General features: G+C 72.5%; 26 protein-coding genes. 11 read left to right on the forward strand and 15 right to left on the reverse strand.

Annotated elements, in window-relative coordinates:
• Nucleotides 1–26 precede the first annotated feature (26 nt).
• Nucleotides 27–1,181 carry an anhydro-N-acetylmuramic acid kinase gene (locus tag LNK82_RS15600; RefSeq protein ID WP_230567707.1) on the forward strand — a complete coding sequence of 385 codons (1,155 nt, stop codon included), beginning with the start codon at nt 27–29 and terminating at the stop codon, nt 1,179–1,181.
• The gene (locus tag LNK82_RS15605) at nt 1,168–2,727 is read left to right on the forward strand and encodes a sodium:solute symporter (protein ID WP_230567708.1); all 1,560 of its coding nucleotides are present in this window, start codon (nt 1,168–1,170) and stop codon (nt 2,725–2,727) included. Before LNK82_RS15600 ends, LNK82_RS15605 begins: the two co-directional genes overlap by 14 nt.
• A 13-nt stretch (nt 2,728–2,740) precedes the next feature.
• Here the strand turns inward: LNK82_RS15605 and LNK82_RS15610 are convergent, their stop codons facing one another.
• Nucleotides 2,741–3,673, reverse strand: coding sequence for a GNAT family N-acetyltransferase (locus LNK82_RS15610; protein ID WP_230567709.1), 933 nt, complete (start codon nt 3,671–3,673; stop codon nt 2,741–2,743).
• A 48-nt stretch (nt 3,674–3,721) separates the two neighbouring features.
• On the opposite strand from LNK82_RS15610, the gene LNK82_RS15615 reads away from it, so the two are divergent.
• From LNK82_RS15615 to LNK82_RS15630, 4 genes are all read left to right on the forward strand, one after another.
• Complete coding sequence (locus tag LNK82_RS15615; protein ID WP_230567710.1) at nt 3,722–4,300, forward strand: maleylpyruvate isomerase N-terminal domain-containing protein; 579 nt, start codon at nt 3,722–3,724, stop codon at nt 4,298–4,300.
• Between the two features lie 113 nt (nt 4,301–4,413).
• Nucleotides 4,414–5,583 carry a cytochrome P450 gene (locus LNK82_RS15620; protein WP_230567711.1) on the forward strand — a complete coding sequence of 390 codons (1,170 nt, stop codon included), beginning with the start codon at nt 4,414–4,416 and terminating at the stop codon, nt 5,581–5,583.
• 45 nt (nt 5,584–5,628) lie between these two features.
• A complete protein-coding gene (locus LNK82_RS15625) occupies nt 5,629–5,964 on the forward strand; it encodes a hypothetical protein (protein ID WP_053720469.1) in 336 nt (111 codons plus the stop codon).
• Nucleotides 5,965–5,979: 15 nt separating this feature from the next.
• Entirely contained in the window at nt 5,980–6,678 is a 699-nt protein-coding gene (locus tag LNK82_RS15630) for a lysophospholipid acyltransferase family protein (RefSeq protein WP_230567712.1), read from the forward strand.
• Between the two features lie 22 nt (nt 6,679–6,700).
• On the opposite strand, the gene LNK82_RS15635 is transcribed toward LNK82_RS15630, so the two are convergent.
• From LNK82_RS15635 to LNK82_RS15660, 6 genes are all read right to left on the reverse strand, one after another.
• The gene (locus LNK82_RS15635; RefSeq protein ID WP_230567713.1) at nt 6,701–7,255 is read right to left on the reverse strand and encodes a hypothetical protein; all 555 of its coding nucleotides are present in this window, start codon (nt 7,253–7,255) and stop codon (nt 6,701–6,703) included.
• Nucleotides 7,256–7,281: 26 nt separating this feature from the next.
• A complete protein-coding gene (locus LNK82_RS15640; RefSeq protein WP_230567714.1) occupies nt 7,282–9,795 on the reverse strand; it encodes an Ig domain-containing protein in 2,514 nt (837 codons plus the stop codon).
• 102 nt (nt 9,796–9,897) lie between these two features.
• Entirely contained in the window at nt 9,898–13,668 is a 3,771-nt protein-coding gene (gene smc / locus LNK82_RS15645; protein ID WP_230567715.1) for a chromosome segregation protein SMC, read from the reverse strand.
• 58 nt (nt 13,669–13,726) lie between these two features.
• A complete protein-coding gene (locus LNK82_RS15650; RefSeq protein WP_230567716.1) occupies nt 13,727–14,368 on the reverse strand; it encodes an anti-sigma factor family protein in 642 nt (213 codons plus the stop codon).
• On the reverse strand, nt 14,365–14,871 hold the full coding sequence (locus tag LNK82_RS15655) for a sigma-70 family RNA polymerase sigma factor (RefSeq protein WP_230567717.1): 507 nt from the start codon (nt 14,869–14,871) through the stop codon (nt 14,365–14,367). The genes LNK82_RS15650 and LNK82_RS15655 overlap by 4 nt, the downstream gene beginning before the upstream one ends.
• A 33-nt stretch (nt 14,872–14,904) precedes the next feature.
• The gene (locus tag LNK82_RS15660; protein ID WP_230567718.1) at nt 14,905–15,201 is read right to left on the reverse strand and encodes an acylphosphatase; all 297 of its coding nucleotides are present in this window, start codon (nt 15,199–15,201) and stop codon (nt 14,905–14,907) included.
• A gap of 37 nt (nt 15,202–15,238) precedes the next feature.
• Here LNK82_RS15660 and LNK82_RS15665 point away from each other — a divergent pair, with 37 nt between their 5' ends.
• The 3 genes from LNK82_RS15665 to LNK82_RS15675 all read left to right on the forward strand — a co-directional run bounded on the left by LNK82_RS15665 (nt 15,239) and on the right by LNK82_RS15675 (nt 17,094).
• Nucleotides 15,239–15,964 (forward strand): CAP domain-containing protein, encoded by a 726-nt coding sequence (locus LNK82_RS15665; RefSeq protein WP_230567719.1) that lies wholly within the window; start codon nt 15,239–15,241, stop codon nt 15,962–15,964.
• A 31-nt stretch (nt 15,965–15,995) separates the two neighbouring features.
• Nucleotides 15,996–16,481 (forward strand): hypothetical protein, encoded by a 486-nt coding sequence (locus tag LNK82_RS15670; RefSeq protein ID WP_230567720.1) that lies wholly within the window; start codon nt 15,996–15,998, stop codon nt 16,479–16,481.
• 133 nt (nt 16,482–16,614) lie between these two features.
• Nucleotides 16,615–17,094, forward strand: coding sequence for a hypothetical protein (locus tag LNK82_RS15675; protein WP_230567721.1), 480 nt, complete (start codon nt 16,615–16,617; stop codon nt 17,092–17,094).
• On the opposite strand, the gene LNK82_RS15680 is transcribed toward LNK82_RS15675, so the two are convergent.
• Nucleotides 17,095–17,625 carry a GNAT family N-acetyltransferase gene (locus tag LNK82_RS15680; RefSeq protein WP_230567722.1) on the reverse strand — a complete coding sequence of 177 codons (531 nt, stop codon included), beginning with the start codon at nt 17,623–17,625 and terminating at the stop codon, nt 17,095–17,097.
• Nucleotides 17,626–17,694: 69 nt separating this feature from the next.
• Between LNK82_RS15680 and LNK82_RS15685 the strand changes: the two genes are divergently transcribed.
• Nucleotides 17,695–18,801: an NAD(P)/FAD-dependent oxidoreductase gene (locus LNK82_RS15685; protein ID WP_230567723.1), complete on the forward strand. Its 1,107-nt coding sequence runs from the start codon at nt 17,695–17,697 to the stop codon at nt 18,799–18,801.
• A 96-nt stretch (nt 18,802–18,897) separates the two neighbouring features.
• Here the strand turns inward: LNK82_RS15685 and LNK82_RS15690 are convergent, their stop codons facing one another.
• Entirely contained in the window at nt 18,898–19,575 is a 678-nt protein-coding gene (locus LNK82_RS15690) for a response regulator (RefSeq protein ID WP_230567724.1), read from the reverse strand.
• 253 nt (nt 19,576–19,828) lie between these two features.
• On the opposite strand from LNK82_RS15690, the gene LNK82_RS15695 reads away from it, so the two are divergent.
• Nucleotides 19,829–20,263 (forward strand): MarR family winged helix-turn-helix transcriptional regulator, encoded by a 435-nt coding sequence (locus LNK82_RS15695; protein WP_230567725.1) that lies wholly within the window; start codon nt 19,829–19,831, stop codon nt 20,261–20,263.
• A 10-nt stretch (nt 20,264–20,273) separates the two neighbouring features.
• On the opposite strand, the gene mutM is transcribed toward LNK82_RS15695, so the two are convergent.
• From mutM to LNK82_RS15725, 6 genes are all read right to left on the reverse strand, one after another.
• Nucleotides 20,274–21,131 carry a bifunctional DNA-formamidopyrimidine glycosylase/DNA-(apurinic or apyrimidinic site) lyase gene (gene mutM / locus LNK82_RS15700; protein WP_230567726.1) on the reverse strand — a complete coding sequence of 286 codons (858 nt, stop codon included), beginning with the start codon at nt 21,129–21,131 and terminating at the stop codon, nt 20,274–20,276.
• 10 nt (nt 21,132–21,141) lie between these two features.
• A complete protein-coding gene (locus LNK82_RS15705; RefSeq protein ID WP_230567727.1) occupies nt 21,142–21,372 on the reverse strand; it encodes a hypothetical protein in 231 nt (76 codons plus the stop codon).
• A 7-nt stretch (nt 21,373–21,379) separates the two neighbouring features.
• Nucleotides 21,380–22,201 (reverse strand): ribonuclease III, encoded by an 822-nt coding sequence (gene rnc / locus LNK82_RS15710; RefSeq protein ID WP_230567728.1) that lies wholly within the window; start codon nt 22,199–22,201, stop codon nt 21,380–21,382.
• A gap of 30 nt (nt 22,202–22,231) precedes the next feature.
• The gene (gene rpmF / locus LNK82_RS15715; RefSeq protein WP_053720453.1) at nt 22,232–22,414 is read right to left on the reverse strand and encodes a 50S ribosomal protein L32; all 183 of its coding nucleotides are present in this window, start codon (nt 22,412–22,414) and stop codon (nt 22,232–22,234) included.
• Between the two features lie 2 nt (nt 22,415–22,416).
• Nucleotides 22,417–23,004, reverse strand: a complete 588-nt coding sequence (locus tag LNK82_RS15720; protein WP_230567729.1) for a YceD family protein — start codon at nt 23,002–23,004, stop codon at nt 22,417–22,419.
• Nucleotides 23,005–23,108: 104 nt separating this feature from the next.
• The gene (locus tag LNK82_RS15725) at nt 23,109–23,825 is read right to left on the reverse strand and encodes a F0F1 ATP synthase subunit B (RefSeq protein WP_230567730.1); all 717 of its coding nucleotides are present in this window, start codon (nt 23,823–23,825) and stop codon (nt 23,109–23,111) included.
• Nucleotides 23,826–23,912: the final 87 nt, after the last annotated feature.

A 23,912-nucleotide genomic window follows, 5' to 3' on the forward strand; every position in this document is an offset into this window, starting at 1 on the left:
GTGCAGTGTGGAATAGACCACAGGGCGTGAAGGTGATCGGGCTCATCTCGGGCACGTCGATGGACGCCATCGACGTGGCCGTCGCCGACCTGTCCCTGGACGGCCGCACCGTCGTGCTGACCCCGGTCGAGCACGCCGAGCACCCGTTCCCGGAGGACCTGCGCAGGCCGCCGACCAGCGCCGCCGACCTGTGCGTGCTCGACACCAGGCTCGGCCAGGCGTTCGCCGAGGTCGCCGCCCGGTACGAGGGCGACCTCGTCTCGTCACTGGGCCAGACCGTGCACCACTGGGTCGAGGACGGCCGCTGCCTCGGCACGCTCCAGCTCGGCCAGCCCGCGTGGATAGCCGAAGCCACCGGCCTGCCGGTGATCTCCGACCTGCGGGTCCGCGACGTCGCCGCGGGCGGTCACGGCGCGCCGTTGGCGAGCACCTTGGACGCGCTGTGGCTGGCCGATTTCGACGGACCGGCCACCGCCCTGAACATCGGCGGTATCGCCAACGTCACCAAGGTGTCGCCCGAAGGTGTCATCGCCTACGACACCGGACCCGGCAACGCGCTCATGGACGCCGCGATGACCGTCCTGTCCGGTGGCCTGCGCAACCAGGACACCGACGGCGAGTTCGCCCGCCGCGGCCGGGTGCGCGCCGAGCTGCTCGACCGCCTGCTGGCCGACCCGTACTACGGCCTCCCCGCGCCCAAGTCGACCGGCAAGGAGCACTTCAACCGCGCCTACCTGGACCGCGTCACCGAAGGCCTGACCATGCCGGCCGAGGACTTGCTGGCCACGCTGACCGAACTCACCGCGCGCACGATCGCCGCCGAGTGCGAGGGCACCGTCATCGGCTCCGGCGGAGGGATGCGCAACCCCGTGCTGGTCGAGTCGTTGGGACGGCTCGTGGACCTGCGCACCAGCGACGAGCTGGGACTGCCCGCCGCGGGCAAGGAGGCCTACCTCGCCGCCCTGCTCGGCTTCCTGACCTGGCACGGTCTGCCCGCGAACGTGCCGTCCGCCACCGGCGCCGCCGGCCCGCGCCCGCTGGGGTCGATCACCCCCGGCCGCTACCCGCTGCGCCTGCCCGAGCCCGTGATCACCGCCGTGACGGGATTGACGATCGGCCGCCGTGGGCGGCGGTCAGGCCAAGAGTGCCAGGAAGACGGAGGAGACCATGCGCGCACTTGATGTCGGCATCATCGTGCTGTTCCTGGTGGGCATGCCGCTGCTGGGCGTGTGGATCGCCGGGCGCCAGCGCTCCGCCACCGACTACTTCGTCAGCGAACGCCGCATCTCCTGGTGGGTCGTGTGCGTGTCGGTGGTGTCGGCGGAGACGTCCACGCTGACCGTGCTGAGCGTGCCGACGGTCGCCTACCTGGGCACGATGACGTTCCTGTCGCTGGCCGTCGGCTACCTGATCGGCCGGATCGTGGTGTCGTTCGTGCTGCTGCCGAAGTACATCGCGGGCGAGCTGATCACCGCGTACGGCTTCCTCGGCAAGCGGTTCGGGCGCAACATCCAGAGCACGGCGTCGCTGACGTTCCTCGTCACCAGGCTGCTGGCGGACGGGCTGCGGCTGTTCGCCACCGCCATCCCGATCAAGGTCGTGCTCGTCGCGTACGGCGTGGACGTGTCGTACTGGGTGATCGTGGCGGCGCTGGGCATCGCGATGGTCGTCTACAGCTTCCTCGGCGGCGTGCGGGCCGTGGTGTGGGTCGACGCGATCCAGATGCTCTGGTACGTCGTCGGCGCGTTCGCCGTGATCCTCGTGCTGAACGGCAAGCTGCCCGACGGGTGGTTCGCCAGTGCCGCCGACGCCGGCAAGTTCCAGATCCTCGACTTCAACGCCAGCGCGCTCACCTCGCCGTACGCCATCGTCGTCGCGTTCATCGGCGGCGCGGTGCTGTCCATGGCCTCGCACGGCGCGGACCAGCTCATCGTGCAGCGGCTGATGGCCACGAAGGACGTGCGCTCGGCGCAGAAGGCGTTGATCGCGAGCGGTGTCGTGGTGTTCCTCCAGTTCGCTCTGTTCCTGTTCATCGGCGTGATGCTGTGGGCGTTCTACAAGGCGGCCAACCCGGTCAAGGACCTCGGGCTCAACAACAACGACGAGCTGTTCGCCAACTTCATCGTCAACGACATGCCGTCGGGCCTGTCCGGGTTCGTGATCGCGGGCATCCTGGCGGCGGCGCTGTCGTCGTCGCTGGGCGCGCTGGCCTCCTCGACCGTGACGGACATCGTGCAGCGCGTGGTGCGGCGGCCGATGAGCGAGGCGGAGGTGTTCAAGCAGGGTCGGATCTGGACGGTGGTCTGGGCCGGTCTGCTGATCGTGTGCGCCGGGCTCTTCGCCACGCTGACGCGGCGCGGCAACCCGATCGTGGAGCAGGGCCTGTCGATCGCCGGGTTCACCTACGGCGCGCTGCTCGGCGCGTTCCTGCTCGGGCTGGTGTTCCGCAAGGCCAAGGAGCTCGACGCGATCGTGGCGTTCGTGGTCACGGTGGTCGTGATGGCGTTCGTGATCCTGGGCGTGAAGTTCGTCGGGCCGGAGGCGACCCTGGCGATCGACTTCTCGCCGGCGGCGCCCGCGCAGAAGATCGTGTCGCTGGCCTATCCCTGGTACACGGTGCTCGGCGTGCTGGTGACGTTGCTCGTGGGTGGCTTGATGTCGTTGCGGCACAAGGGTTACCAGCCGCCGGACGTCCAGGGCGACGTGATGTCGGCCAAGGCGTCCTGAGTCGGGCCAGGGCTCAGGCGGCGTTGGCGCGGTAGGCGACGAGTTCGAGGTGGAGGCGGAAGCCGAGCCGGTCGAAGAGCCGTTGGGAGGAGCGGTTGCCGGCCAGTATCGCGGCGGCGGCCTGTGGTCGTGCCCCGGACTTCTCCGCCAGCTTCCAGACCAGCTCGGTGACCAGCGCCGCGCCGACGCCCTGCCCGCGCACGTCCGGCTCCACGGCCACGAAGTCCAGGTAGAACTCGCTCGGCTCGGCCTTGCCCGAGGCGTAGCCGAGCACGCGGTCGCCGTCCATGGCCACCACCACGGTGTGCCGTCGGGCGGCGTCCACGAGTTTGCGACCGGACAGGTAGGTCTTGGGGAAGCACCGCTCGTGCAGCACGGCCACCGCCTCGTGCACGGCGCGGTCGGTCGGCAGGACCCGCATCTCGCGGGCCGGGCCGGTGCGCGGGCAGCTCGCCTCGCGCAGCAGCAGGCCGCGCAGGCCGTCGCCGTCGAGGACGTGGATGCCGCACGCCCGCGCGGCGGCGAAGCGGTGCCGTTCGGCGAACGCCGCCAGCCGGCGGTGCCCGGTGTGCCCGAGCAGCTCGCGGTCGGTGACGCCGTCGAGCAGCGGTAGGGCGGCGGTGTAGAGCGCGTCGGCGGTCTGGTCCCAGATCCGGCTGCCCGCCGGGTGGTTGACCGGCACGTCGACGAACGGTCCGTGCAGGTAGGCGCGGCCCGACTCGGCGTCGACCTCGACGCTGAGCGCGCCGACGACCCAGCCCGAGTCGTCGGTGGCGACCACGGTGCACGCGGCCCAGTCCGGCTCGAACTCGGCCAGCTCCGCGGAGATGTCGCCGAGCGTCTCGCCGAGGTAGCCGATGTGGTGCGCGTCGTCGGCCTGCAACCGCAGGACCAGCGCGAGGACGGCGTCCAGGTCGTCCTGGGCGGCGGGACGGATGTCGTACATGTCTGGAATGGTCACCCGCGAGGTCGGCTCGACGCGAGGGAGTTTTCCGTGGTGGACGGACGGGACGTGACGGAGGTCGCCGAGCGGTGCGCGGCGTTCCTGGCGGGCGTGGTGGACCGCGACTGGGCGGCGGTCGTGCCGGGGATGGACTGGACGGTCGCGCGGACCGTCGCCCACGTCTCGGATTGCCTGCTCTGGTACGCCACGGACCTCGCCGCCGGACCCGTCGAGCTGAGCACGGCCGAGGTGGGCGTGCGACCCGACTCCTCGCCCGCCGACCTGGTGCGCACGCTGCGGTCGTTCGCGTCGGTGCTGGCGGCGGTGGTCGACGCGACACCGGCAGGCACCCTCGGCTGGCACCCGTGGGGCCTGGCGGACGCGGCGGGGTTCGCCGGCATGGGGTGCGACGAGATGCTGGTGCACACCCACGACGCGGCCCGCGGCCTCGGGTGCGAGTTCGCGATCCCGCCCGACCTCGCGCGCAAGGTGCTGGTCCGGATGTTCCCCGAGGCGCCGACCGGCGGCGACCCGGCGCGGACGCTGCTGTGGGCGAACGGCCGCGTGCCGCTCGACGACCTGCCGAAGCGCACCGGGTGGCGCTGGCACAGCGCCCCCCTCGGCTCCTAGCGCCGTGGTCGGCGGCCTTCGCCCCGTCTTCCGACGGCCGGACGGGTGGATCGCCCCGCCGAGCGCCGGAAGACCCGGGGAAGGTTGCCGGTCACGGCACTAGCGTCGAGGTCATGACGGACGAGGTCCTCGACATACCCTTCGCCGACGCCTTCGCCTTCGACCCCTCGCCGACGTGGGCGCGGCTGCGTGACGAGTCGCCGGTGGTCCGGGTCCGCACGCTCGCGGGCGCCGAGGTGTGGTTGGTCACCCGCTACGACGACGTGAAGCTGGTGCTGGCCGACCCGCGCTTCTCCCGCGCGGGCGTGGTGGCGGCGGGTGCGCCCCGGGTCGGCGTGTCCCGGCCGCTGCCCGGCACCCTGCCGACCACCGACCCGCCCGAGCACACCCGGCTGCGCAAGCTCGTGTCCGGCGCGTTCTCGCACCGGACGATCTCGCAGACCCGGCCGTGGGTGCGCGAGCTGTGCGAACGGCTCGCCGACGACGTCGTGGACGGCGCCGACCTGCGGCAGGTGTACGCGCTGCCGCTGCCGATCCAGGTCATCTGCACGCTGCTCGGCGTGCCCTACGAGGACCGGGAGCGGTTCCGCGAGTGGATCGAGCTCGCGTACAGCCTGGAGATGGCCGAGCAGCCGCGGGTCGAGGCGGCGATGGCGAGCCTGCTGGCGTACATGGGCGACCTGGTCGAGGCGAAACGCCGGACGCCGAGGTCGGACGACCTGCTCGACGAACTGTGCGCGACGCCGCTCACGCACGACGAGCTGGTCGCGTTCGCGTTGAACCTGCTGGTCGCGGGGCACGAGACGTCGGCCAACCAGATCACCAGCTTCGTCGCCACCCTGCTGCGCGAGCGGTCGCAGTGGGAACGGCTGGTCGGCGATCCGGCGCTGGTGCCGAGCGCGGTCGAGGAGCTGATGAGGTTCACCCGGCTCAGCGAGGTCGGGCAGTTGCGGGTGGCGCTGGAGGACGTGGAGGTCGCAGGCGTGGTCGTGCGGGCGGGCGAGGGCGTCATGGCGTCCATCGGCTCGGCCAACCGCGACCCGCGCGCGTTCGCCGAGCCGGACGCGTTGGACCTCGCGCGCACGCCCAACCCGCACCTGGCGCTCGGGATCGGCCCGCACTTCTGCCTCGGCGCGCAGTTGGCGCGCATCGAGCTCCAGGAGGCGCTGCTGGTCCTGCTGCGGCGGTTCCCGGGGCTTCGGGCAGCCCGACCGGTCGACGAGCTGGCGTGGCGGAGGGTGCTGGTCAGCGGTCTGGCCGAGTTGCCGGTCAGCCTCGGATGACCGACATCTATTGCCGCGCGTTTCGCGTTGGGGAACCCTGGGAGGGTGAGCGAGGAAACGATCCAACTCGAACTCAACGACAGCGGGGTGGCGGTAGACCTACCGATGCCTGCCAACCAGCGGGACACCGTGCAGGAGGTCCCCTATCGGCCGGTCGAGTTCCGCGACGACGACCTGCCCAGCGCGTTGGAGCGCGCGGCCTCCTGGCTGCGGCAGACACAGGACTGGCTCGGTGAAGCGGTCGACGTGATCGCGGTCCACCTGGACTACGACGACACCAAGGGTTCGCCGTACTACGCCCTCAAGCTGCTGTGCAATGAGGAGGACCTGGCCGGCGTTCCACGTGTGGTGCGCGAACACGATCGCACTACTGACGAGTAACGTACGCTGGGGTTCATGCCAGATCGCGTGTACCCGCCGGTGATCGCCGCGGCCAAACTGATGTTCCGCCTGCTCGACATGCGGATCACCGTGGAGGGCGCGGAGCACGTGCCGACCACCGGCGGGGCCGTGCTGGCCTCGAACCACGTCTCCTACCTCGATTTCATCTTCGCCGGTTACGGCGCGCTGCCCGCGCGCAGGCTGGTCCGGTTCATGGCCAAGCACGAGGTGTTCAAGCACCGCGTGTCCGGCCCGCTCATGCGCGGGATGCACCACATCCCGGTGGACCGGGCCGCCGGGCAGGCGTCCTACCAGCAGGCTTTGGACGCGCTGCGGTCCGGCGAGGTCGTCGGGATCTTCCCCGAGGCCACGATCAGCCGGTCGTTCACGGTCAAGGACGTGAAGAGCGGCGCGGTGCGGCTGGCGGCCGAGGCCGGTGTGCCGTTGCTGCCGACCGCGGTGTGGGGCACGCAGCGCCTGTGGACGAAGGGCAGGCCGAAGTCGCTGACCCAGCGGCACGTGCCGATCAGGATCATCGTCGGCGAGCCGGTGGAGCCGACCACGGACGCCGCGCTGCGCGAGCGGATGCAGGAGCTGCTGGACGACGCGCAGGCCCGTTACCCGGAGTCGGGCGAGGGCCAGTGGTGGCAACCGGCCCACCTCGGCGGCGCCGCGCCGACGCCGGAAGAGGCCAAGCGCCTCGACGACCGCTGAGCCGGGCGCTGAGGCCGGGGCCCTAGGCCCACTTCTCCACGGACTCCGCCAGCCGCCGTTCGAAGGTCAGCAACGCCTGGCCGCCGTCGCAGACCACCACCAGCTCACCGCCGGCGGTGACGCAGCAGGCGAGCCCGCGAGGGCTGCGGCGGACGCCGACCACGTCCTCGACGTGCGCCCGGTCGTCCGCGCGGTACACGCAGGCGGTGAGGGTGTCGTAGCTGAAGCCGTCCTCGTCGAGGAAACCGGCGAACGGCAGCGGCTTGCCGCCCTCCACCTCCACGAGGTCACCGGCGGCCGTGACCGCGACGCCACCCTCGGCGAACAGCAGGTCGTGCTCCACGACGGTCGTCCACGCCATGCCGAACCGCTTCCTCGACCGGCGCTCGGCGGAGACGCGCCTGGCCGCCATGCCGATCGCGGCGGCGACGCGCGCGAACGCCCGCGCCTGCTCGCGCCACACCTCGCGGTGCTCGGGCAACCGGGCCATCACGTCCGCCGCGAGCCGCCGCGACCGGCTCCGCTCCCGCCTCACGTCCTCGACGCGCGCCCGGAGCCGGTCCTCGAAGTCGCCCATGACCCGACCCTACGCACACCGCCCGCCTACGCCGGGTTCACCGGCAGGGTGAACGAGGCCCGCACCCGGTACCCCCTGACGTCACGGGCTTCCACGGTGAACTTGTGGTCGCCCGCGGCGGTGGGGGTGCCGCGCAGCACACCGGTCTCCGGGAACATGGTCAGGCCGGGTGGGAGGGCGCCCTCGACGACGCTCGCGCCCGCGAGGGCGCTCTGACCGGTCCTGAGGTTCACGTTCCCGAAGTAGGCGGCGCCGACCACGGCCGAGCGCAGCGGACCGGACACCAGCTTCGGTCCCGGCCAGAGCCCGTAGTTGTTGTAGGAGTCGGTCCACGGGCCCCGCGACACCGGGAGCGCGGCGGACGCGACGGGGAACCAGCCGTCGACGTCGAAGTCCCCTGCGGCCTCCACCCCGTAGATCGAGTACCACCACGGATCGCCGATGACCGACGTGGTCGAGTCGGCGTACATGCCGCCGACGAACGACGGTCCGGCGACGGAGGCGAACGCCACGGACCCGCGCGGCGCGAAGAGCACCTTCACGGTCCCTTCCACACCGATGGCGGCCGAGGTCCGCCTGCCCCGCACGTCGCCTTCGTCGAGCCACTGGAGGTCACTGCCGCGCACGTGGTGCGCACCGACCCGCACGTTCCCGCTGACGTCGACCGTCTCCGCGACGCCGCCCGACAACCGCACGTCCAGCACGTTGCGCACGGTGGGGGTGAAGCCCCAGATCGTGCCGAGCGGGATGTCAGGGCCGATCTCGAACCGGCACGGCGCGGGCGGCGCGGCGTGCCCGGCCACGACCGCGGTGAGCGAGCCGTCGAGGTCGAACTCGAAGGCCGTCCGCACGGTCCGGACGCCGTCGGCGCCCCATTCGGCGTGGACGAGCGCCCGGGCGTGGAGCGACAGGTCGGCGTCGGCCTCGGCCGTGCCCACCGGGCACTGCGCGACGAGGTCCTGCGCGGTGACCCGCACCCGGCCTCCCGGACCGGCGACCAGCGGGCCGGCGAGCACCTTCGCCGGTGACGGCGGGGCGTCGGGCATCAGGGACCGGGTGTCGACGGCACCCACCACCCGCCCGGACGGGAAGGCCTCGGTGATCATCACCGGCTGGGTGTGGACCGTGGTGACGCCGTCGCCGGCGGTCGTGCCGGTGACCCGGCCGAGCAGGCCGCGGCCGGTGGTCGCCGAGCCGGGCGCGACGAACACGACGGCGCCCGCGGCGGGTGCCGCGCCGGTCAGCGTGACGTCGGCGCCGGACACGGCGGTGACGCGTGAGGGCGCGACGATCTCGGTGCCGTCCGGCTTGTCGACCGCGGCGGTGACGCCGACCGACAGCCAACCGACGACGTCGACGACGAGGTGGACGTCGCCCGTCCAGGTGTGCAGGTGCACCAGGCCCGACGGGCCGAGCTTGACGACCACCATGTTCGACGCGGTCTGCCCCGGCTCGACGTTCACGTGGCTGATCTGCGGAAAGGACTCCTCCACCGGACCCGCGGTCACGTAGGTGCCCCGGTTCGCCTCGGTCGCGGTCACGTTGAGCACGACCGCGCCCACGCCCACGGTGGGCACCCCGCCCTGACCGGCGACCTGGACGTCCGTGCCCCCGACCTCCCGGACGGGGTGATCGGCGCGGCTGTCGAAGAGGCGGGTCGGCGCGACGCCGGCGTAGTCGGCGCCGATCGCGAACCAGCCGACCACGTCGGCCAGGAGGTGGATCGAACCCGCGTTGTTGTAGAGGCTGATCGAGCCGTCCGCGCCGACCGCGACGACCGCGAGGTTCGGCACGGTCTGCCCGGCGACCACGTTGAGGGTGCTGGTCGACGGCCTCGCGGTGCCCTTCGCGTGCGCGATGACGTGCGTGCCCTCGGTCGCCTCCGTCCCGGTGAGGTTGACCACCACCGCGCCGACACCCGCCGCGGGCACACCGCCCACCCCGGTCACGTCCAGGTCGACGGTCCCGCGCGGACCCACCTTGCCCGCCGGGGCGCCGAGGCCCGAGCGGGTGTCGAGCAGGCGCGCGGGCCGGGTGGCGGTGAAGTCGGGGCCGTGGGCGAACCAGCCGACCACGTCGACGATCAGGTGCACCGACCCGTCGTTGTTGTAGAGGCTGATCGAGCCGTCCGCGCCGAGCTTGACGACCACCGCGTTGGGCGCGGTCTGGCCGGCGACCAGGTTCAGGTTGCTCGCCGTCGGCCTGGTGTCACCGGCCGGGTAGGCGATCACGTGGGTGGCGGCGGTCGGCTGGGTGCCGGTCAGGTTGATCGCGACCGCGGCCACGCCCGAGGTGGGCACCCCGCCGCGACCCGCAAGCCGCACGTCGACCCGGCCCTGCCGCCCGACCGGGGCCGCCGCCGGCGCGCCGAGGCCGCTACGGGTGTCGAGGACCCGCGTCGGCGTGACGGGCGTGTAGGCCCGGTCCTCGAACGCGTAGGGCGTCGTGGCTCCCGCTTGTGCCGCTTGTGCCGACACCGGGAGCACCGCCCCGGCCACCAGTACCGCGGACAGGACCGCTCCGACCCAGGACCACCGCATCGAACCCCCTCGTGCCGAACGGGCCGGCGCACGTCGCGGCGGCCGGCCACTCCCCTTGATCACGGAGTCGACCGCCGGGACGCTCCCGTTACCGGTCCGGTCCTAGGCGGGCGGGGTCGATCCGGGCTGGGCGACGGGCACGTCCCCGGCGACCGGCGCGTCCTCCGGGACGGCCTGGGAGTCCGGCCGGGCAACGGTTTCCGGCCCGGCATCGGCTTCCCGAACGGCATCGGTTTCCGGAGCGGCGTCGACGGCGACCGCCGCGGCGGCCTTGGGTCCGGCCTTGGCGCGCTTCGGCTTGTCCTCGCCGCGCAGGCGCTGGGAGATCACCTGGCTGATGCCGTCACCGCGCATCGAGACGCCGTACAGCGCGTCGGCGATCTCCATCGTCGGCTTCTGGTGCGTGATGATCAGCAGCTGCGAGTGCTCGCGCAGCTGCTCGAACAGGCTGATCAGCCGGTGCAGGTTGGTGTCGTCCAACGCCGCCTCGACCTCGTCCATCACGTAGAACGGCGACGGCCGCGCCCGGAAGATGGCCACCAGCATCGCCACCGCCGCCAGCGACTTCTCGCCACCCGACAACAGCGACAGCCGCTTGACCTTCTTGCCCGGCGGCCGGGCCTCCAGCTCGATGCCGGTGGTCAGCATGTCGTCCGGCTCGGTCAGCACCAGCCGTCCCTCGCCGCCGGGGAACAGCACCTTGAACACGACCTCGAACTCGCGCGCGACGTCCTCGTAGGCCGACGTGAAGACCTCCAGGATCTTGTCGTCGACCTCCTTCACCACGGTCAGCAGGTCGCGCCGCGTCGCCTTGATGTCCTCCAGCTGGTTGGACAGGAACTTGTAGCGCTCCTCCAGCGCCGCGAACTCCTCCAGCGCCAACGGGTTGACCTTGCCCAGCAGCGACAGGTCCCGCTCGGCGCGCTTGGCCCGCCGCGCCTGGGTGTCCCGGTCGTACGGCATCGGCTGCGGCGCGGTCACCGCTTCGCCGCGCTCCTTGGCCGCTTCGTACTCGGCCACCTCCTGCTGCGACGGCGGGATGAACACGTCCGGGCCGTACTCGGCGACCAGGTCCTCCAGGCCGATGCCGAACTCCTCGGCGACCTTGGTCTCCAGCTGCTCGATGCGCATCCGCTGCTCGGCCCGCAGCACCTCGTCGCGGTGCACGGCGTCGGTCAGCTTCTCCAGCTCCACCGACATCTCGCGGACGAGGTTGCGCACCTGCGCCAGGTACGTCTCGCGCCGCGCCTTGCGCTCCTGCGCCGCGTCACGTTCCCGGGCCGCACGGCCCAACGACGCGGCGATCCGCTCCAGCGCGACCTCACCACCCCGCACCACGGCCTTCGCCACGACCGCGCCCCTGGCCCGAGCGGCGTGGGCGCGCTGGGCTCGTTCCCGCGCCTCGCGCTCGGCACGCGCCGCCCGGCGCAGCCCTTCCGCCTTGCCCTGCAACGCGCGGGCGCGTTCCTCGGCGGTCCGCAGCGCCAGCCGGGCGTCCACCTCGCCCTGGCGGGCGGCGGCCAGCTCGGACGCCATCTCGTCGCGGTGGGAGGTGTCCGGCTCGTCGTCCAGCGGCTGCTCCTGCGCCACCAGCAGGCGTTCTTCCAGCTCGCCGAGCTTGAGCAGGTTCTCCTCGCGGGCCGCCTCGACCTTCGCCCGCTGCGCCCGCACGCGCTCCACCTCGGCCTCGGCCGAGCGCACCGCCGCGGCCAACCGGTTCAGCCGCTCCGACGACCGGGCGCGCCGCACCTTGGCCTCGTTGAGCTGCTCCTTCACCGCGGCGACCTCGGCACGCCGTGCCTGCTGCTCGGCCCGTGCACCCTCGAGAGCGGCCGTGGACTGCTCCAGCGCCCGCTCCGCCAGCGCCAGCTTCTCCGACGCCTCGTCCACCGCGGCCTGGACCTCGATGACGCTCTGGCTGCGCCCGGACCCGCCGACCGCCCAGTCCGCGCCGAGCACGTCGCCGTCACGGGTCACCGCGCGCACCGACGGGTGCGCGTCCACCAGCTCACGCGCGGTGGCCAGCGAGTCGACCACCACGACCCGGTCCAACGCGCGGTGCAGCGCGGGCCGCAGCGGCTCCGGCGCCTGCACCACGTCCACGGCCCACCGCGCGTCCGGCGGCAGCGACGGCCAACCGGACCGGTCGACGCTCACCGGCGCGCCGCCCACCAGCACGCCGGCCCGACCCGTGTCCTGCTCCTTCAACAGCTCCAACGCCGCGACCGCGTCCGCGCCGGACGCCACCGCGACCGCGTCCGCGATCGGACCCAGCGCCGCCGCCAGCGCGACCTCCGCGCCCGGCTCCACGGTCAGCAGCGCCGCGACCGAGCCCAGCAACCCCGGCAACCGCGACGCCAGCAACGCGCCCGCGCCGTCCTTGCGGGTCAGGCCCAGCGACAGCGCGTCCACCCGCGCCTTCCACGACGCGATGTCCCGCTCGGCCGTCCGCTCGGCCTTGACCAGCTCCTCGACCCGGCGGCGCGCCGCGTCGTCCGACTCCGCGGCCAGCCGGTGCCGCTCGTCGAGCCCGACGTCGTCCTCGTCCTCGGTCCCGGTCACCTCGCGGGCCTCGGCCAACTCCTGCTGCACGACCTCCGACCGCTCGACCGCCTCGGCCAGCGCGATCGACATCCGCTCGATCTCCTCGGCGGTCGCGCTCGTCTTCGACCGCAGCGCCTCCACCTGCCCGGACAGCCGGGCCAGGCCCTCGCGCCGGTCGGCGATCGCCCGCACCGCGGCCAGGTGCGCCTTCTCCGCCGCCGACACCATGCGCTCCAGCTCGGCCCGCGTCTCCACGGCCTCCGCCAGCCCCACCCGGGCCTCGGTCACGCCGTCCTGGAGCTCCTGCTCCAGCTCCGCGGTCTGCTCGGCCTCGGCGTCCAGCTCGTCCGGGTCACGCCCGCCGCGCGGCGCGTCCACCGCCGCCGACAGGTGCCGCTCCCGTTCCACGGCCAGCCGCACGGTGCCGCGCAGCCGTTCCTCCAGCGCCGAGAGCCGGTACCAGGTGTCCTGGGCCTGCTGGAGCTTCGGCGCGTCGGCCGCGACCTGGTCCTCCAGCTCGTTCTGCTGCAACTGGGCCTGCTGCAGCGACTTCTCCACCTCGGCGCGGCGGGCGCGGGCGGCGGCCTCGTCCTGCTCCTCGCGCGCCAACGCCTCGCGCTGCGTCACCAGGTCGTCGGCCAGCAGGCGCATCCGGGCGTCCCGCAGCTCCGACTGCACGACCTGCGCGCGACGCGCGATCTCGGCCTGCTTGCCCAGCGGCTTGAGCTGGCGGCGCAGCTCGGCGGTGAGGTCGGTCAGGCGGGTCAGGTTCGCCTGCATCGCCTCCAGCTTCCGCAGCGCCTTCTCCTTGCGCTTGCGGTGCTTCAGGACGCCGGCGGCCTCCTCGACGAACGCGCGCCGCTCCTCGGGCTTGGACTCCAGGATCGCGGCGAGCTGGCCCTGGCCGACGATCACGTGCATCTCGCGGCCGATGCCGGAGTCGCTGAGCAGTTCCTGGATGTCCATCAACCGGCACGAGTTGCCGTTGATCTCGTACTCGGTGGCGCCCTCGCGGAACATCCGGCGGGTGATCGACACCTCGACGTAGTCGATCGGCAGCGCGCCGTCGGAGTTGTCGATGGTCAGCGTCACCTCGGCGCGGCCGAGCGGCGCGCGGCCGGACGTGCCGGCGAAGATGACGTCCTCCATCTTGCCGCCGCGCAGGTCCTTCGCGCCCTGCGTGCCCATCACCCAGCGCAGCGCGTCGAGCACGTTCGACTTGCCCGAGCCGTTCGGTCCGACGACGCAGGTGATGCCGGGCTCGAAGCGCAGCGTGGTAGCCGAGGCGAAGGACTTGAACCCCTTCAGCGTCAGGCTCTTGAGGTGCACGCGGGGCAGCGTACCCGTGCGGGCCGCGAACCAGTCGTCGGCACGCTGACCTGCGCGATCAGGGCCGGACCGAGACCAGCACCGTCATGTCGACCACGAGGTCGAGCCGTTCGATCTCCTCGACCGGGAACGACGTGGCGCCGGGTATCCGCTCGTCCGGGGCGTGGTCGGTGCCCCACCAGCCGCCGATCTCGGTCCGCCCGGCCCGGTCGTGGACGATCAGCTTGCACCTCGCGCCCTTCGGCATGTTCTCGATGCTCATCCACAGCTCGGTGCCCCACGACTTGCCGACGAGGTCCGCGCTGGCCACCACACCGGACGCGGCGTCGGTGGCGTGCCACGTCACGGCGTCGTCCCCGGTCAGCCGAGGCACCAGGAGCACGCCCAGCGCCACGACCACGGCGAGCACACCGGCGCCGACCAGCACCGGCCACCGCCGCCGACGCGCTGCGGGCACGTGCTCAGGTTCGGGCGCGGGCGGCAACGGCCGCAGGTCGGGATCGGGCGCGGGGTCGTCGAACGGCAGCTCCAGGTCCGACAGCTGCACCTGGCCGAGCAACCCGGGCAGCGGGGCCAACCGGACCATCTCCCGCCGGCAGGCGGCGCAACCGCGCACGTGCCGCTCGAACGACGACCGCTCCGCCGGGTCGAGCGAGCCGAGCAGGTAGGCGCCGAGCGCCACGGTCCGGTCACAGCTCACGACTCCGTCACCCCCCGCTCCTCCAACGCGTCCCGCAGCGCCCGGAGGGCGTAGAAGCAGCGCGACTTGACCGTGCCGGGCGGGATGCCCAGCACCGCCGCCGCCTCCGCCACCGAACGCCGCCGGTAGTACAGCTCGACCACCACGTCGCGGTGATCCGCGCTGAGCCCGCGCAGCACCTCCGCGACCTGCCAGCTCTGCAGGACGTGCTCCACCTCGTCCGCGACCGGCGGCAGGTCGCCCGGTTCGATCGGCACCTCGCTGTTGCGGCCACCGCGCTTGCGGAAGCCGGAGATGACCAGGTTCCTGGCCACGGTGTAGAGCCACGGGCCGGCGTCGGCGGGGGTCAGCTCGTCGACGTGCCGCCACGCCCGCAGCAACGTCTCCTGGACGACGTCCTCCGCCTGCTGGTGGTCACCGCCGACCAGACGCAGGACGTAGCCGTGCAGCGGGCCGCGCCAACGGCCGTACAGCTGCCTGACGACATCTTCGCCACGGTCCACATCGATGTACTACGCCATCGGGACCCTCGGCGTTCAACGCTCGACGAAACCCGTGAAGCCACCGCGGGCCTCCGACCAGCGCTCCACGATCGAGTCCACCCGACCGGGGGTGTCACCCGAACGCAGCGCAGTCAGCAGCTCCCGGCACGCGGCTTCGGGCCCCTCCGCGTTCACCTCGACCCGGCCGTCACGCAGGTTGGACGCCGAACCGACAAGTCCCAGCTCAAGCGCCCTGGCGCGGGTCCACCACCGGAATCCGACACCCTGCACGCGACCCCGCACCCAGGCGGTCAGGCGCACGGCCTGCTCTACTCCAGCCACAAGAGCCATCCTGTCATTTCACCCGTTAGTGGTACGGTGCGCGACCGTGACAGCACGGCGCGGTAACCGGTCCGTGATCGGCGGACTCGTCGGCCTGCTCCTCGGCGCGGCCGGTGCGACCGGCGTCGCCGTCGCCAACCCGGAACAGCTCGCCCCGTTCGTCGGGGAAAGCGCAGCACAGCGCGGCGGTTCCGACAACATCGGCGTCGGCGGGGTCGGTGGTGTGGGCGGGCCCGCGCAGAGCCGTGAGCCGGAGGTCCTGCCGACCACCACCGAAGCGCCGCCGTCCACGCAGACCACCACCGAGACGACGACCACGACCGAGACCACCACCACGACGACGGAGACGACGACCACGACGTCAGAGCCGTCCCCCGCGCCCACGACGACCACGCCCGCCGACGCGCCGCAGGCGCAGCAGGTCGTCGCCCTGGTGAACGAGGCGCGCGACCTCGCCGGCTGCAAGCCGCTGAAGGTGGACGACCGGGTGGTCGCGGCCGCGCAGGGCCACAGCGCCGACATGGCCCAGCGCGACTACTTCTCGCACACGACCCCCGAGGGCGTCGACTTCGCCCAGCGCATGCGCGCGGCGGGCTACCCGAGCCCCGGCGGGGAGAACATCGCCATGGGCCAGCGGTCCGCCGAGCAGGTCATGAAGGCCTGGATGAACTCCGACGGGCACCGCCGCAACATCCTGAACTGCGGGTTCACCACCATCGGCGTCGGGCTGGACACCCGCGGCTGGTACTGGACCCAGAACTTCGGCTGGTAGAGACGACGTCCGACAGACCTTGGGAGAACCGTTGTACGAGACCCCGGAGCCCGAGCGCACCCGCCCGCGCGTGTCGCCCCACGTGCTGCTGGCCGCGTCCGGTGTCGCCGTGTCGACGATCTTCGCCACCATCGCGTCCCTGGCGGGCGCGACCCCGGACGCCTCGCCCGGCAACCAGCTGCCGCGTGAGGACGTGGTGTCCCGCAGCACCCTCAGCACGGCGCCGCGCACGTCGTCCTCCTCGGTGAGCCAGACCACCACCGCGGAGTCGACCACCACGACGAGCGAGACCACCACGACGACCACCACGTCGCGCCGCACCCGCGTGACCACGGTGACCCGGCCGGACGGCACCACCACGACCACGGTGGTGGACGACCCCCAGCCCCAGCCGACGACCACCACCCAACCGCCGGTGGTCACGACGACCACCACCACGACCACGACGACCACCACGCAGCCGACGACCACGACTGCCCCGACGACCACCACGACGACCAACAGCGCCGGCACCTAACGAGATCATCCGCGGCCGGTGACGGTCCGCCACACCATCGTGTGGTGGACTGCCCGAACGTTGAGGCAGGCGGCGTGAGCGGCCGATAACCCGAACACTGACCATCCGTCCGGATCCCCCACAGGGAGATGGTGTGTTCGAGGAAGACCAGACCGCGCCGCCGAAGAAGAAGCTCACCGCGGTCGTGCTGCTCGCCGCGGGCGGCGCTGTCGTCGCCACCGTGATCGCCACCCTCGCGTCGGTGCTGACCGGCGGCGGGTCGACGGCGGCGCCACCACCCGTGCCCGAGGTCGAGGTGCTGACGACGGAGGACGCGCCGGACGCCGCCGCGCCGGACGCGCGGACGGCCACGCTCGTGGTCACGGTGTCCAAGCGCGCGGGCGAGCAGCCACCGGGCAAGTCGGCGGGCTCCACACCGGAGCAGGCGTCACCACCGGCGGCGGACGCGGCGCCGGAGACCAGCGCGGCGACGTCGTCGGAGCCCCGCCTCACCGCCCAGCCGCCGAGCAACCCGCCGGCGTCCTACCGCCCGCCCGCGCCGTCGTCCTCCACGTCGACCAACGCCACCACGCCGACCACCAAGGACGACGAGGACGGCCAGGACGCGCCGTAGCTACCAGACGTCGCCGTCACGCCAGTCGCACGCGAGGTCGCCCGTCAGGTCGAGCGGCACGACCGGCAGGACGAAGACCCCGTCGTCCTCCTCCTCGGTGCGCTCGACCCCGGTCGGCGTCATCGCGAACGTCCTCCCCCGCCACCGCTGCCACCCCCGCGCCGCGTAGAACTCCTGGCCGTCCTCCGACGCGCTGAGGGCGCCGAGGGGGTACGCGCCGCGCACGACGTCCTCCAGCGCCGCCATCACAGTCCCGCCCACGCCCTGACGACGTCGGTCCGCACGCACCGCGACGCCCTCCACGTACCCGGCCCGCAACGCGCGCCCGTCGTGCAGCAACCGACGCTGCACGACGGCGCCGTGGCCGATCAGCTCGTCGCCGTCCCAGACGAAGGCGTGCACGCCGCCCAGGCTGTGCTCCCAGTCCTCGTCGCCGAACTCGCCGTCGAACGCCTCGTCGAGCAGCTCGCGGGCCGCGACGAGCGCCGGCGCGGGCACCTGCCAGGTGTGGATCACGGAAACGAGTGACACGCTTCACACCCTAAGCCGTCACACCCAGGGCTCCCGTCTCGCTCCTCTGACAGGCGAAAGGAGCCGAACATGGCAGAGCACATCGTGGTGGTCGGTGCGGGTTACGCGGGTCTGGCCGCGGCCAAGCTGGCGGCCAAGTGGACCGACTCGCGGGTCACCCTCGTCAACGCGCGGGACCGGTTCGTCGAACGGGTCCGGCTGCACCAGTTCGCGACCGGGCAGCGGATGCGCGACGTCCCGCTCGCCGACATCCTCAAGGACACCGGGGTCGAGCTGGTGGTGGACCGGGTCACCGACATCGACCCCGACACGCGCAAGGTCCAGCTCACCAACGGCACGCTGGCCTACGACCGGCTGATCTACGCCCTGGGCAGCCACGCCGACCTGGCCGGCGTCCCGGGCGCGGCCGAGCACGCGCACGCCGTCTCGACCCAGGAGGACGCGGAGAAGCTGGCCGCGGCGCTGACGACCGCCCGCACGGTCGCCGTCCTGGGCGGCGGGCTGACCGGCATCGAGGCCGCCTCCGAGCTGGCCGAGTCGCGCCCGGACCTCGACGTGCTGCTGGTCACCGCCGGCGGCTTCGGCGAGGCCCTGTCGGACAAGGGCAGGCGGCACCTGCGCGAGGTGTTCGACCGGCTCGGCGTCCGGGTCCGCGACCACGCGCACGTCGCCGAGGTCCGCGCCGACGGCCTGGTGCTCGGCACCGGTGAGCTCGTCGCCGCCGACGCGGTCGTCTGGACGGCCGGTTTCGCCGTGCCGGACCTGGCGGCACGGGCCGGCTTCGCGGTGGACGGCCGCGGCCGGATGCTGGTCGACCAGACGTTGACCTCGATCTCGCACCCGGACGTCCAGGGCATCGGCGACGCCGCCGCGATGAAGCGCCACGACGGCCTCGAACTGCGCATGGCGTGCGCGACCGGCCTGCCGACGTCGCAGCAGGCCGTGCGGGCGCTGGCGAAGCGGCTCGACGGCGGGCAGCCGGCCGACCGGCTCGACTTCCGGTACCGCATCCGGTGCATCAGCCTCGGTCGCCGGGACGGCCTGATCCAGTTCGTGGACGCCGACGACAGGCCGAGGGAACGCGTGCTCACCGGCCGTGCGGCGGCCATCACCAAGGAACTCGTGGTGCGCAGCGCCCTGATGTTCCAGCGCCACCCCACGATGCCCGTGGGCTGAGCGATCACCGGGCCGCCGACCGGCCACCGAGCCCCGGCCGGTCGAGCGGCCCGCCCGACGCAGCGACGTCCGTGCCGCCACTGGGCGCACGCCCCTCTAGAGCTCGAACCGGTAGCCCATGCCGGGCTCCGTCACCAGGTGGCGGGGCCGCGCGGGCTCGGGCTCCAGCTTGCGCCGCAGCTGGGCCAGGTAGACGCGCAGGTAGTGGGTCTCCTTCGCGTACGCCGGGCCCCACACCTCCTGCAGCAGCTGCTTCTGCGCCACCAGCCGGCCGCGGTTGCGGGCCAGGATCTCCAGCAGGCCCCACTCCGTCGGCGTCAGGTGCACCTCCACGCCCGCCCGGCGCACCTTCTTCGCCGCCAGGTCGACCGTGAACGACGCCGTCTCCACGACGGCGTCCTCGCCCTCCGCCACCGCCGAGCGCCGCACCGCCGCCCGCAACCTGGCCAGCAGCTCGTCCATCCCGAACGGCTTGGTGACGTAGTCGTCGGCGCCCGCGTCCAGCGCCTCCACCTTGTCGGCGGAGTCGACCCGCGCGGACAGCACGATGATCGGCACGGTCGTCCAGCCGCGCAGACCCGCGATGACCTCGGTGCCGTCCACGTCCGGCAGCCCGAGGTCGAGCACCACCACGTCCGGCTTGCCCTCCGCCGCCGCCTTGAGCGCCGTCGTGCCGTCGTGCGCGGTCAGGACCGAGTAGCCGCGGGCCGACAGGTTGATCCGCAACGCCCGCACGATCTGCGGTTCGTCATCGACGACCAGCACCTTTGTCACGCTGAGACACTACGCCCGGACCTCGCGCGCCCGCCGTGCCCGACTACGTTCGGCGAACTTCCTGACGACTTCTTGATGCACCCCGTTCACCCTTTATGCCGTTTTGACGCTTCCTTCTCCGCATCGGTGCGGAAAGCGTGAGTACATCCGGGTGCGAATGAATCCATTCCCTGGACAGCCGTACTGCGAAAGTGCGAATGTCCTGTCCGAATTCGGACACATGCTCACTCACGGTGAGCCACGAGGAGGTCTGATGACCACCAGTGTGACTAATCAGGACGCGTTACAACTCGTGGTCGCCGTGCACCGGCTGATCCGCAGCCTGCGCCAGTCCGCGTCCGTCCGGCGCCTGCAGCCCACGCAACTGCTGGTGCTCGCGGAACTCGCGTCGCAGGGGCCGATGAGGATCGGCGAGATCGCGGTGCGGGCGCTGTGCTCGCAGCCGACGGCGACCACGGTGGTGACGGGCCTGGAATCGAGCGGCCTGGTGCGGCGCGAATCCGATCCGGCCGACGGGCGGGCCACCATCGTCGAGCTGACGGGACTCGGCCGGGACACCATCCTGTCGCTCGCGCACGGCGAGGCGGAACTGTTGTCCGAACGGATCGCCCGGCTGGAGCCGGAAGAGCGTGACGCGCTCAGAGCGGTCACGCCGCTGCTGCGCAGGCTCGCCGACCCGGCGCGGTGAGCCCGGCCCGTCAGCCCCTCGGCCGGGGCTGGCAGCGCGGGCACGAGTAGGACGAGCGGTTCATGAACGGCTCGCGCCTGATCGCCGTCCCGCACCGCCGGCACGGCTCGTCCTCCCGCCCGTACACGGCCAGGGACCGGTCGAAGTAGCCCGACTGGCCGTTCACGTTGACGTAGAGCGCGTCGAACGACGTGCCGCCCTCGCCGAGCGCCTCGTACATCACCTGCGTGGCGTGCGCGAGCAGCTCGGCGGCCTTGGCCCTGGTCAGCTTGCCCACGGGCCGCAACCCGTGCAGCCCGGCCCGCCACAGCGCCTCGTCGGCGTAGATGTTCCCCACGCCGGAGACGAGCGTCTGGTCGAGCAGGGCGCGCTTGACCTCGGTCCGCCGCTTCCGCAGCGCCGCGACCGCCGCGTCGGGGTCGAAGGCCGGATCCATCGGGTCGCGCGCGATGTGCGCCACCGGCTGCGGCAACCGGGCGCCGTCGACCTCGACGATCTCCGCCAACGCCAACCCGCCGAACGTGCGCTGGTCGACGAACCGCAGTTCCGGGCCGCCATCGGCGAACCGGACCCGCACCCGCAGGTGCTTCTCGTCGGGCGCGCCGACGGGCTGGACCAGCATCTGGCCGCTCATGCCGAGGTGCGCGAGCATGGCGTCGCCGCCCGACAGGTCGACCCATAGGTACTTGCCGCGACGGCGCGCGGCCTCCAGTCGCTGACCGGTCAGGCGCAGGGCGAAATCCGCCGCACCGGGCAGGTGTCGGCGGATCGCGCGTGGGTGGAGGACTTCTACCGCTTCGACGGTCCTCCCCGCGACGTGCTCGTGCAGACCTCGGCGGACGACCTCTACCTCGGGCAGCTCGGGCACCGGCGGGTGATCAGTCCTCGGACTCGCGCTCGGCGGCGGCGGCCTCGGCCCGCTCCAGCTCTTCGAGCATCTGGTAGGCGGCGGCCTGCGGCTTGGTCGGCTTGAGCACCCAGCCGCCCGCCTGGGCGGTGTCGCGCACGAGGACCAGGCCCTGGATGCCGCCGTTGCGGCTGGCGTTCAGCGGGCGGGACGGACGCGCCTGGCGGGCGCGCCGGTTCGTCCGGACGTTCGTGGCATACATTTCGGCGTCAGTCTTCCTGAGTAGGTGAAGCCTGAGGTGAAGCCTGGGATGAAGCCTGCGTGGCCGAGCCGGGCGCGTGGCCGTTCCCGGACGCGCCGGTCTCCTCGGCGCGGACCCGTTCGTGCAGCACCCGGTAGGCGGCCTCGGCCGCCTTCTGCTCGGCTTCCTTCTTCGTTTTCCCGTCGCCGGTCCCGTAGGCCTGGCCACCGACGAGCACCGTGGCGGTGAACTCCTTGCGGTGGTCCGGGCCCTGGTCGTCCACCCGGTACTCGGGGACGCCCAGACCGGCGGACGCGGTCAGCTCCTGGAGACTCGTCTTCCAGTCCAGTCCAGCACCTCGAAGTGGCGCTTCCGCCAACAACGGGTCGAACAGGTGGTGAACGAGTTGACGCGCGGTCTCGATGCCGAACTGCAGGTACACCGCGCCGATGACGGCTTCCAGGCCGTCCGCGAGGATGCTCGCCTTGTCCCTGCCGCCGGTCAGCTCCTCGCCGCGACCGAGCAGCAGGTGCCCGCCCAACCCGTCGTCGCCGAGACCTCGGGCCACGCCCGCCAGGGCGTGCATGTTCACCACGCTCGCGCGGAGCTTGGCGAGCTGGCCCTCGGGCAGCTCGGGGTGCGTGCGGTACAGGTGGTCGGTGACGACGAGGCCGAGCACCGCGTCGCCGAGGAACTCCAGTCGCTCGTTCGGCGGCAGCCCGCCGTTCTCGTACGCGTACGACCGGTGTGTGAGCGCGAGCGTCAGCAGCTCGGCGTCCAACGGGACGCCGAGCGCTTCGATCAACGGGGCGCGGTCGGCGGACCGACCGCGCGACGACCTACCCCCCACGATTCGCCGCTACCTTCGCCAGAGGGGTGATCAGGCCGGCTGGACGACCTGGCGGCCGTCGTACTGACCGCAGGCCGGGCAGGCGATGTGCTGCGGCTTCGGCTGGCGGCAGGCCCTGTTCTGGCAAGCCACCAGGTGCACAGCACTGGTCTTCCACTGAGCGCGGCGCGAGCGCGTGTTCGAGCGCGACATCTTCCGCTTCGGGACGGCCACGACTAGTTCTCCTCTGGATTGTCACGATTCCCGTCGATCCGCTCTTGCAGGGCGGCCCAACGGGGGTCAATCGTCTCATGCCCGTGGTCGGGGCCGAGATCAGCCAGCCTGCCGCCGCAGTCGACGCACAGCCCGAGGCAGTCCGGCGAGCACAGCGGCACCTGTGGCAGCGCGAGCACGATGGCGTCGCGCACCACGGGTTCGAGGTCGATCAGGTCGTCGTGCAGACGGCTGACCTCGTCCTCTTCGGTCGTCTCGTCGGTGGCGCTGTCCGGGTACGCGTACAGCTCGGTCAGCTCCACCTCGACCTCCGCGGACAGCGGATCGAGGCACCGCGAGCACTCGCCCTCGACCACCGTCGCGGCCGTGCCCGTCACGAGCACGCCTTCGACCACCGATTCCAGCAGGAGGTCGAGTTCGACGTCGCCCCCCGCCGGCACCGCGATCACGCCGAGAAGGCCGACGCCCTCCGCGGGCACCGTCCTGCGCAACCCGCGGCTGGAGCCCGCACGACGCCCGAGGTCCCTGGTGTCGATGACCCAGGGCCCGGTCGCTGTGGGACGCGCGGAGGCGTGACGATGCTCAGACATGATGTTTGGTGTGCCGTCGGGGACTTACCACGACCAGCCGGTCAAGGGTACGGGACAACGGGCTTCGGAGTGAAATCGGCTGGTCGGGGCTTCGTCCGGTCGGGTCATTCGTGGTAGTCGAACGGTGCGGCGGCGCTCGCGACGGCCGGGCCGCGCAGGTGCGAGCGACCCTTCCCGACGCTGCGCAGGGTGTGCGCGAGCAGGTCCTCGAAGTCGGCCAGCTTGCCGTCCACGTACGCGTCGCACTCGCTGCGCAGCCGGATGGCCTCCGTCCGGGCGGCGTCCAGCACGCGGCCGGCCTCGGCGTGCGCGGCCTGCACGACCTCGGTCCCGTCGACCAGGCGCGCCTGCTCCGCCCGGCCCTCCTCGATCGCGCGCTCGTAGTTGGCCCGGCCCGCCTGGACCATGCGGTCGGCCTCGGCGTGCGCCCGGCCCACCAGGTCCTCGTACTCCTGGCGGCCCGCGGAGACGGTCCGCTGCGCCTGGTCCTCGGCCTCGGCGACCATCCGCTCGGCCCGGGCCCGCGCCTCGGACAGCATCCGCTCGGCCTCGTGCTGCGCCTCGGCGACCATCCGCTCGGAGTCCGACCGCGCCTTGCTCAGCGCCTGGTCCGCGTCGTGCTGCGCCTTGCCGACCAGCTCGTCGCGGTGGTCGAGCACGTCCTGGGCGTCGTCCAGCTCCGCCGGGATGGCGTCGCGCACGTCGTCGAGGAGTTCGAGCACGTCGCCGCGCGGCACGACGCACCCGGAGGTCATCGGCACGCCACGCGCTTCCTCGACGATCGTGACCAGCTCGTCGAGGGCCTCGAACACCCGGTACACGTCTCACTCCTCGCGCCCACAGCAGTACCCGTCCTAGTGTGCCCTGCCGATCTCCTCGCCGCCGGGAGATCGGCAGGGCGTGTCCGG

This window comes from Saccharothrix luteola (assembly GCF_020859565.1).
Taxonomy (GTDB): Bacteria; Actinomycetota; Actinomycetes; order Mycobacteriales; family Pseudonocardiaceae; genus Actinosynnema; species Actinosynnema luteola.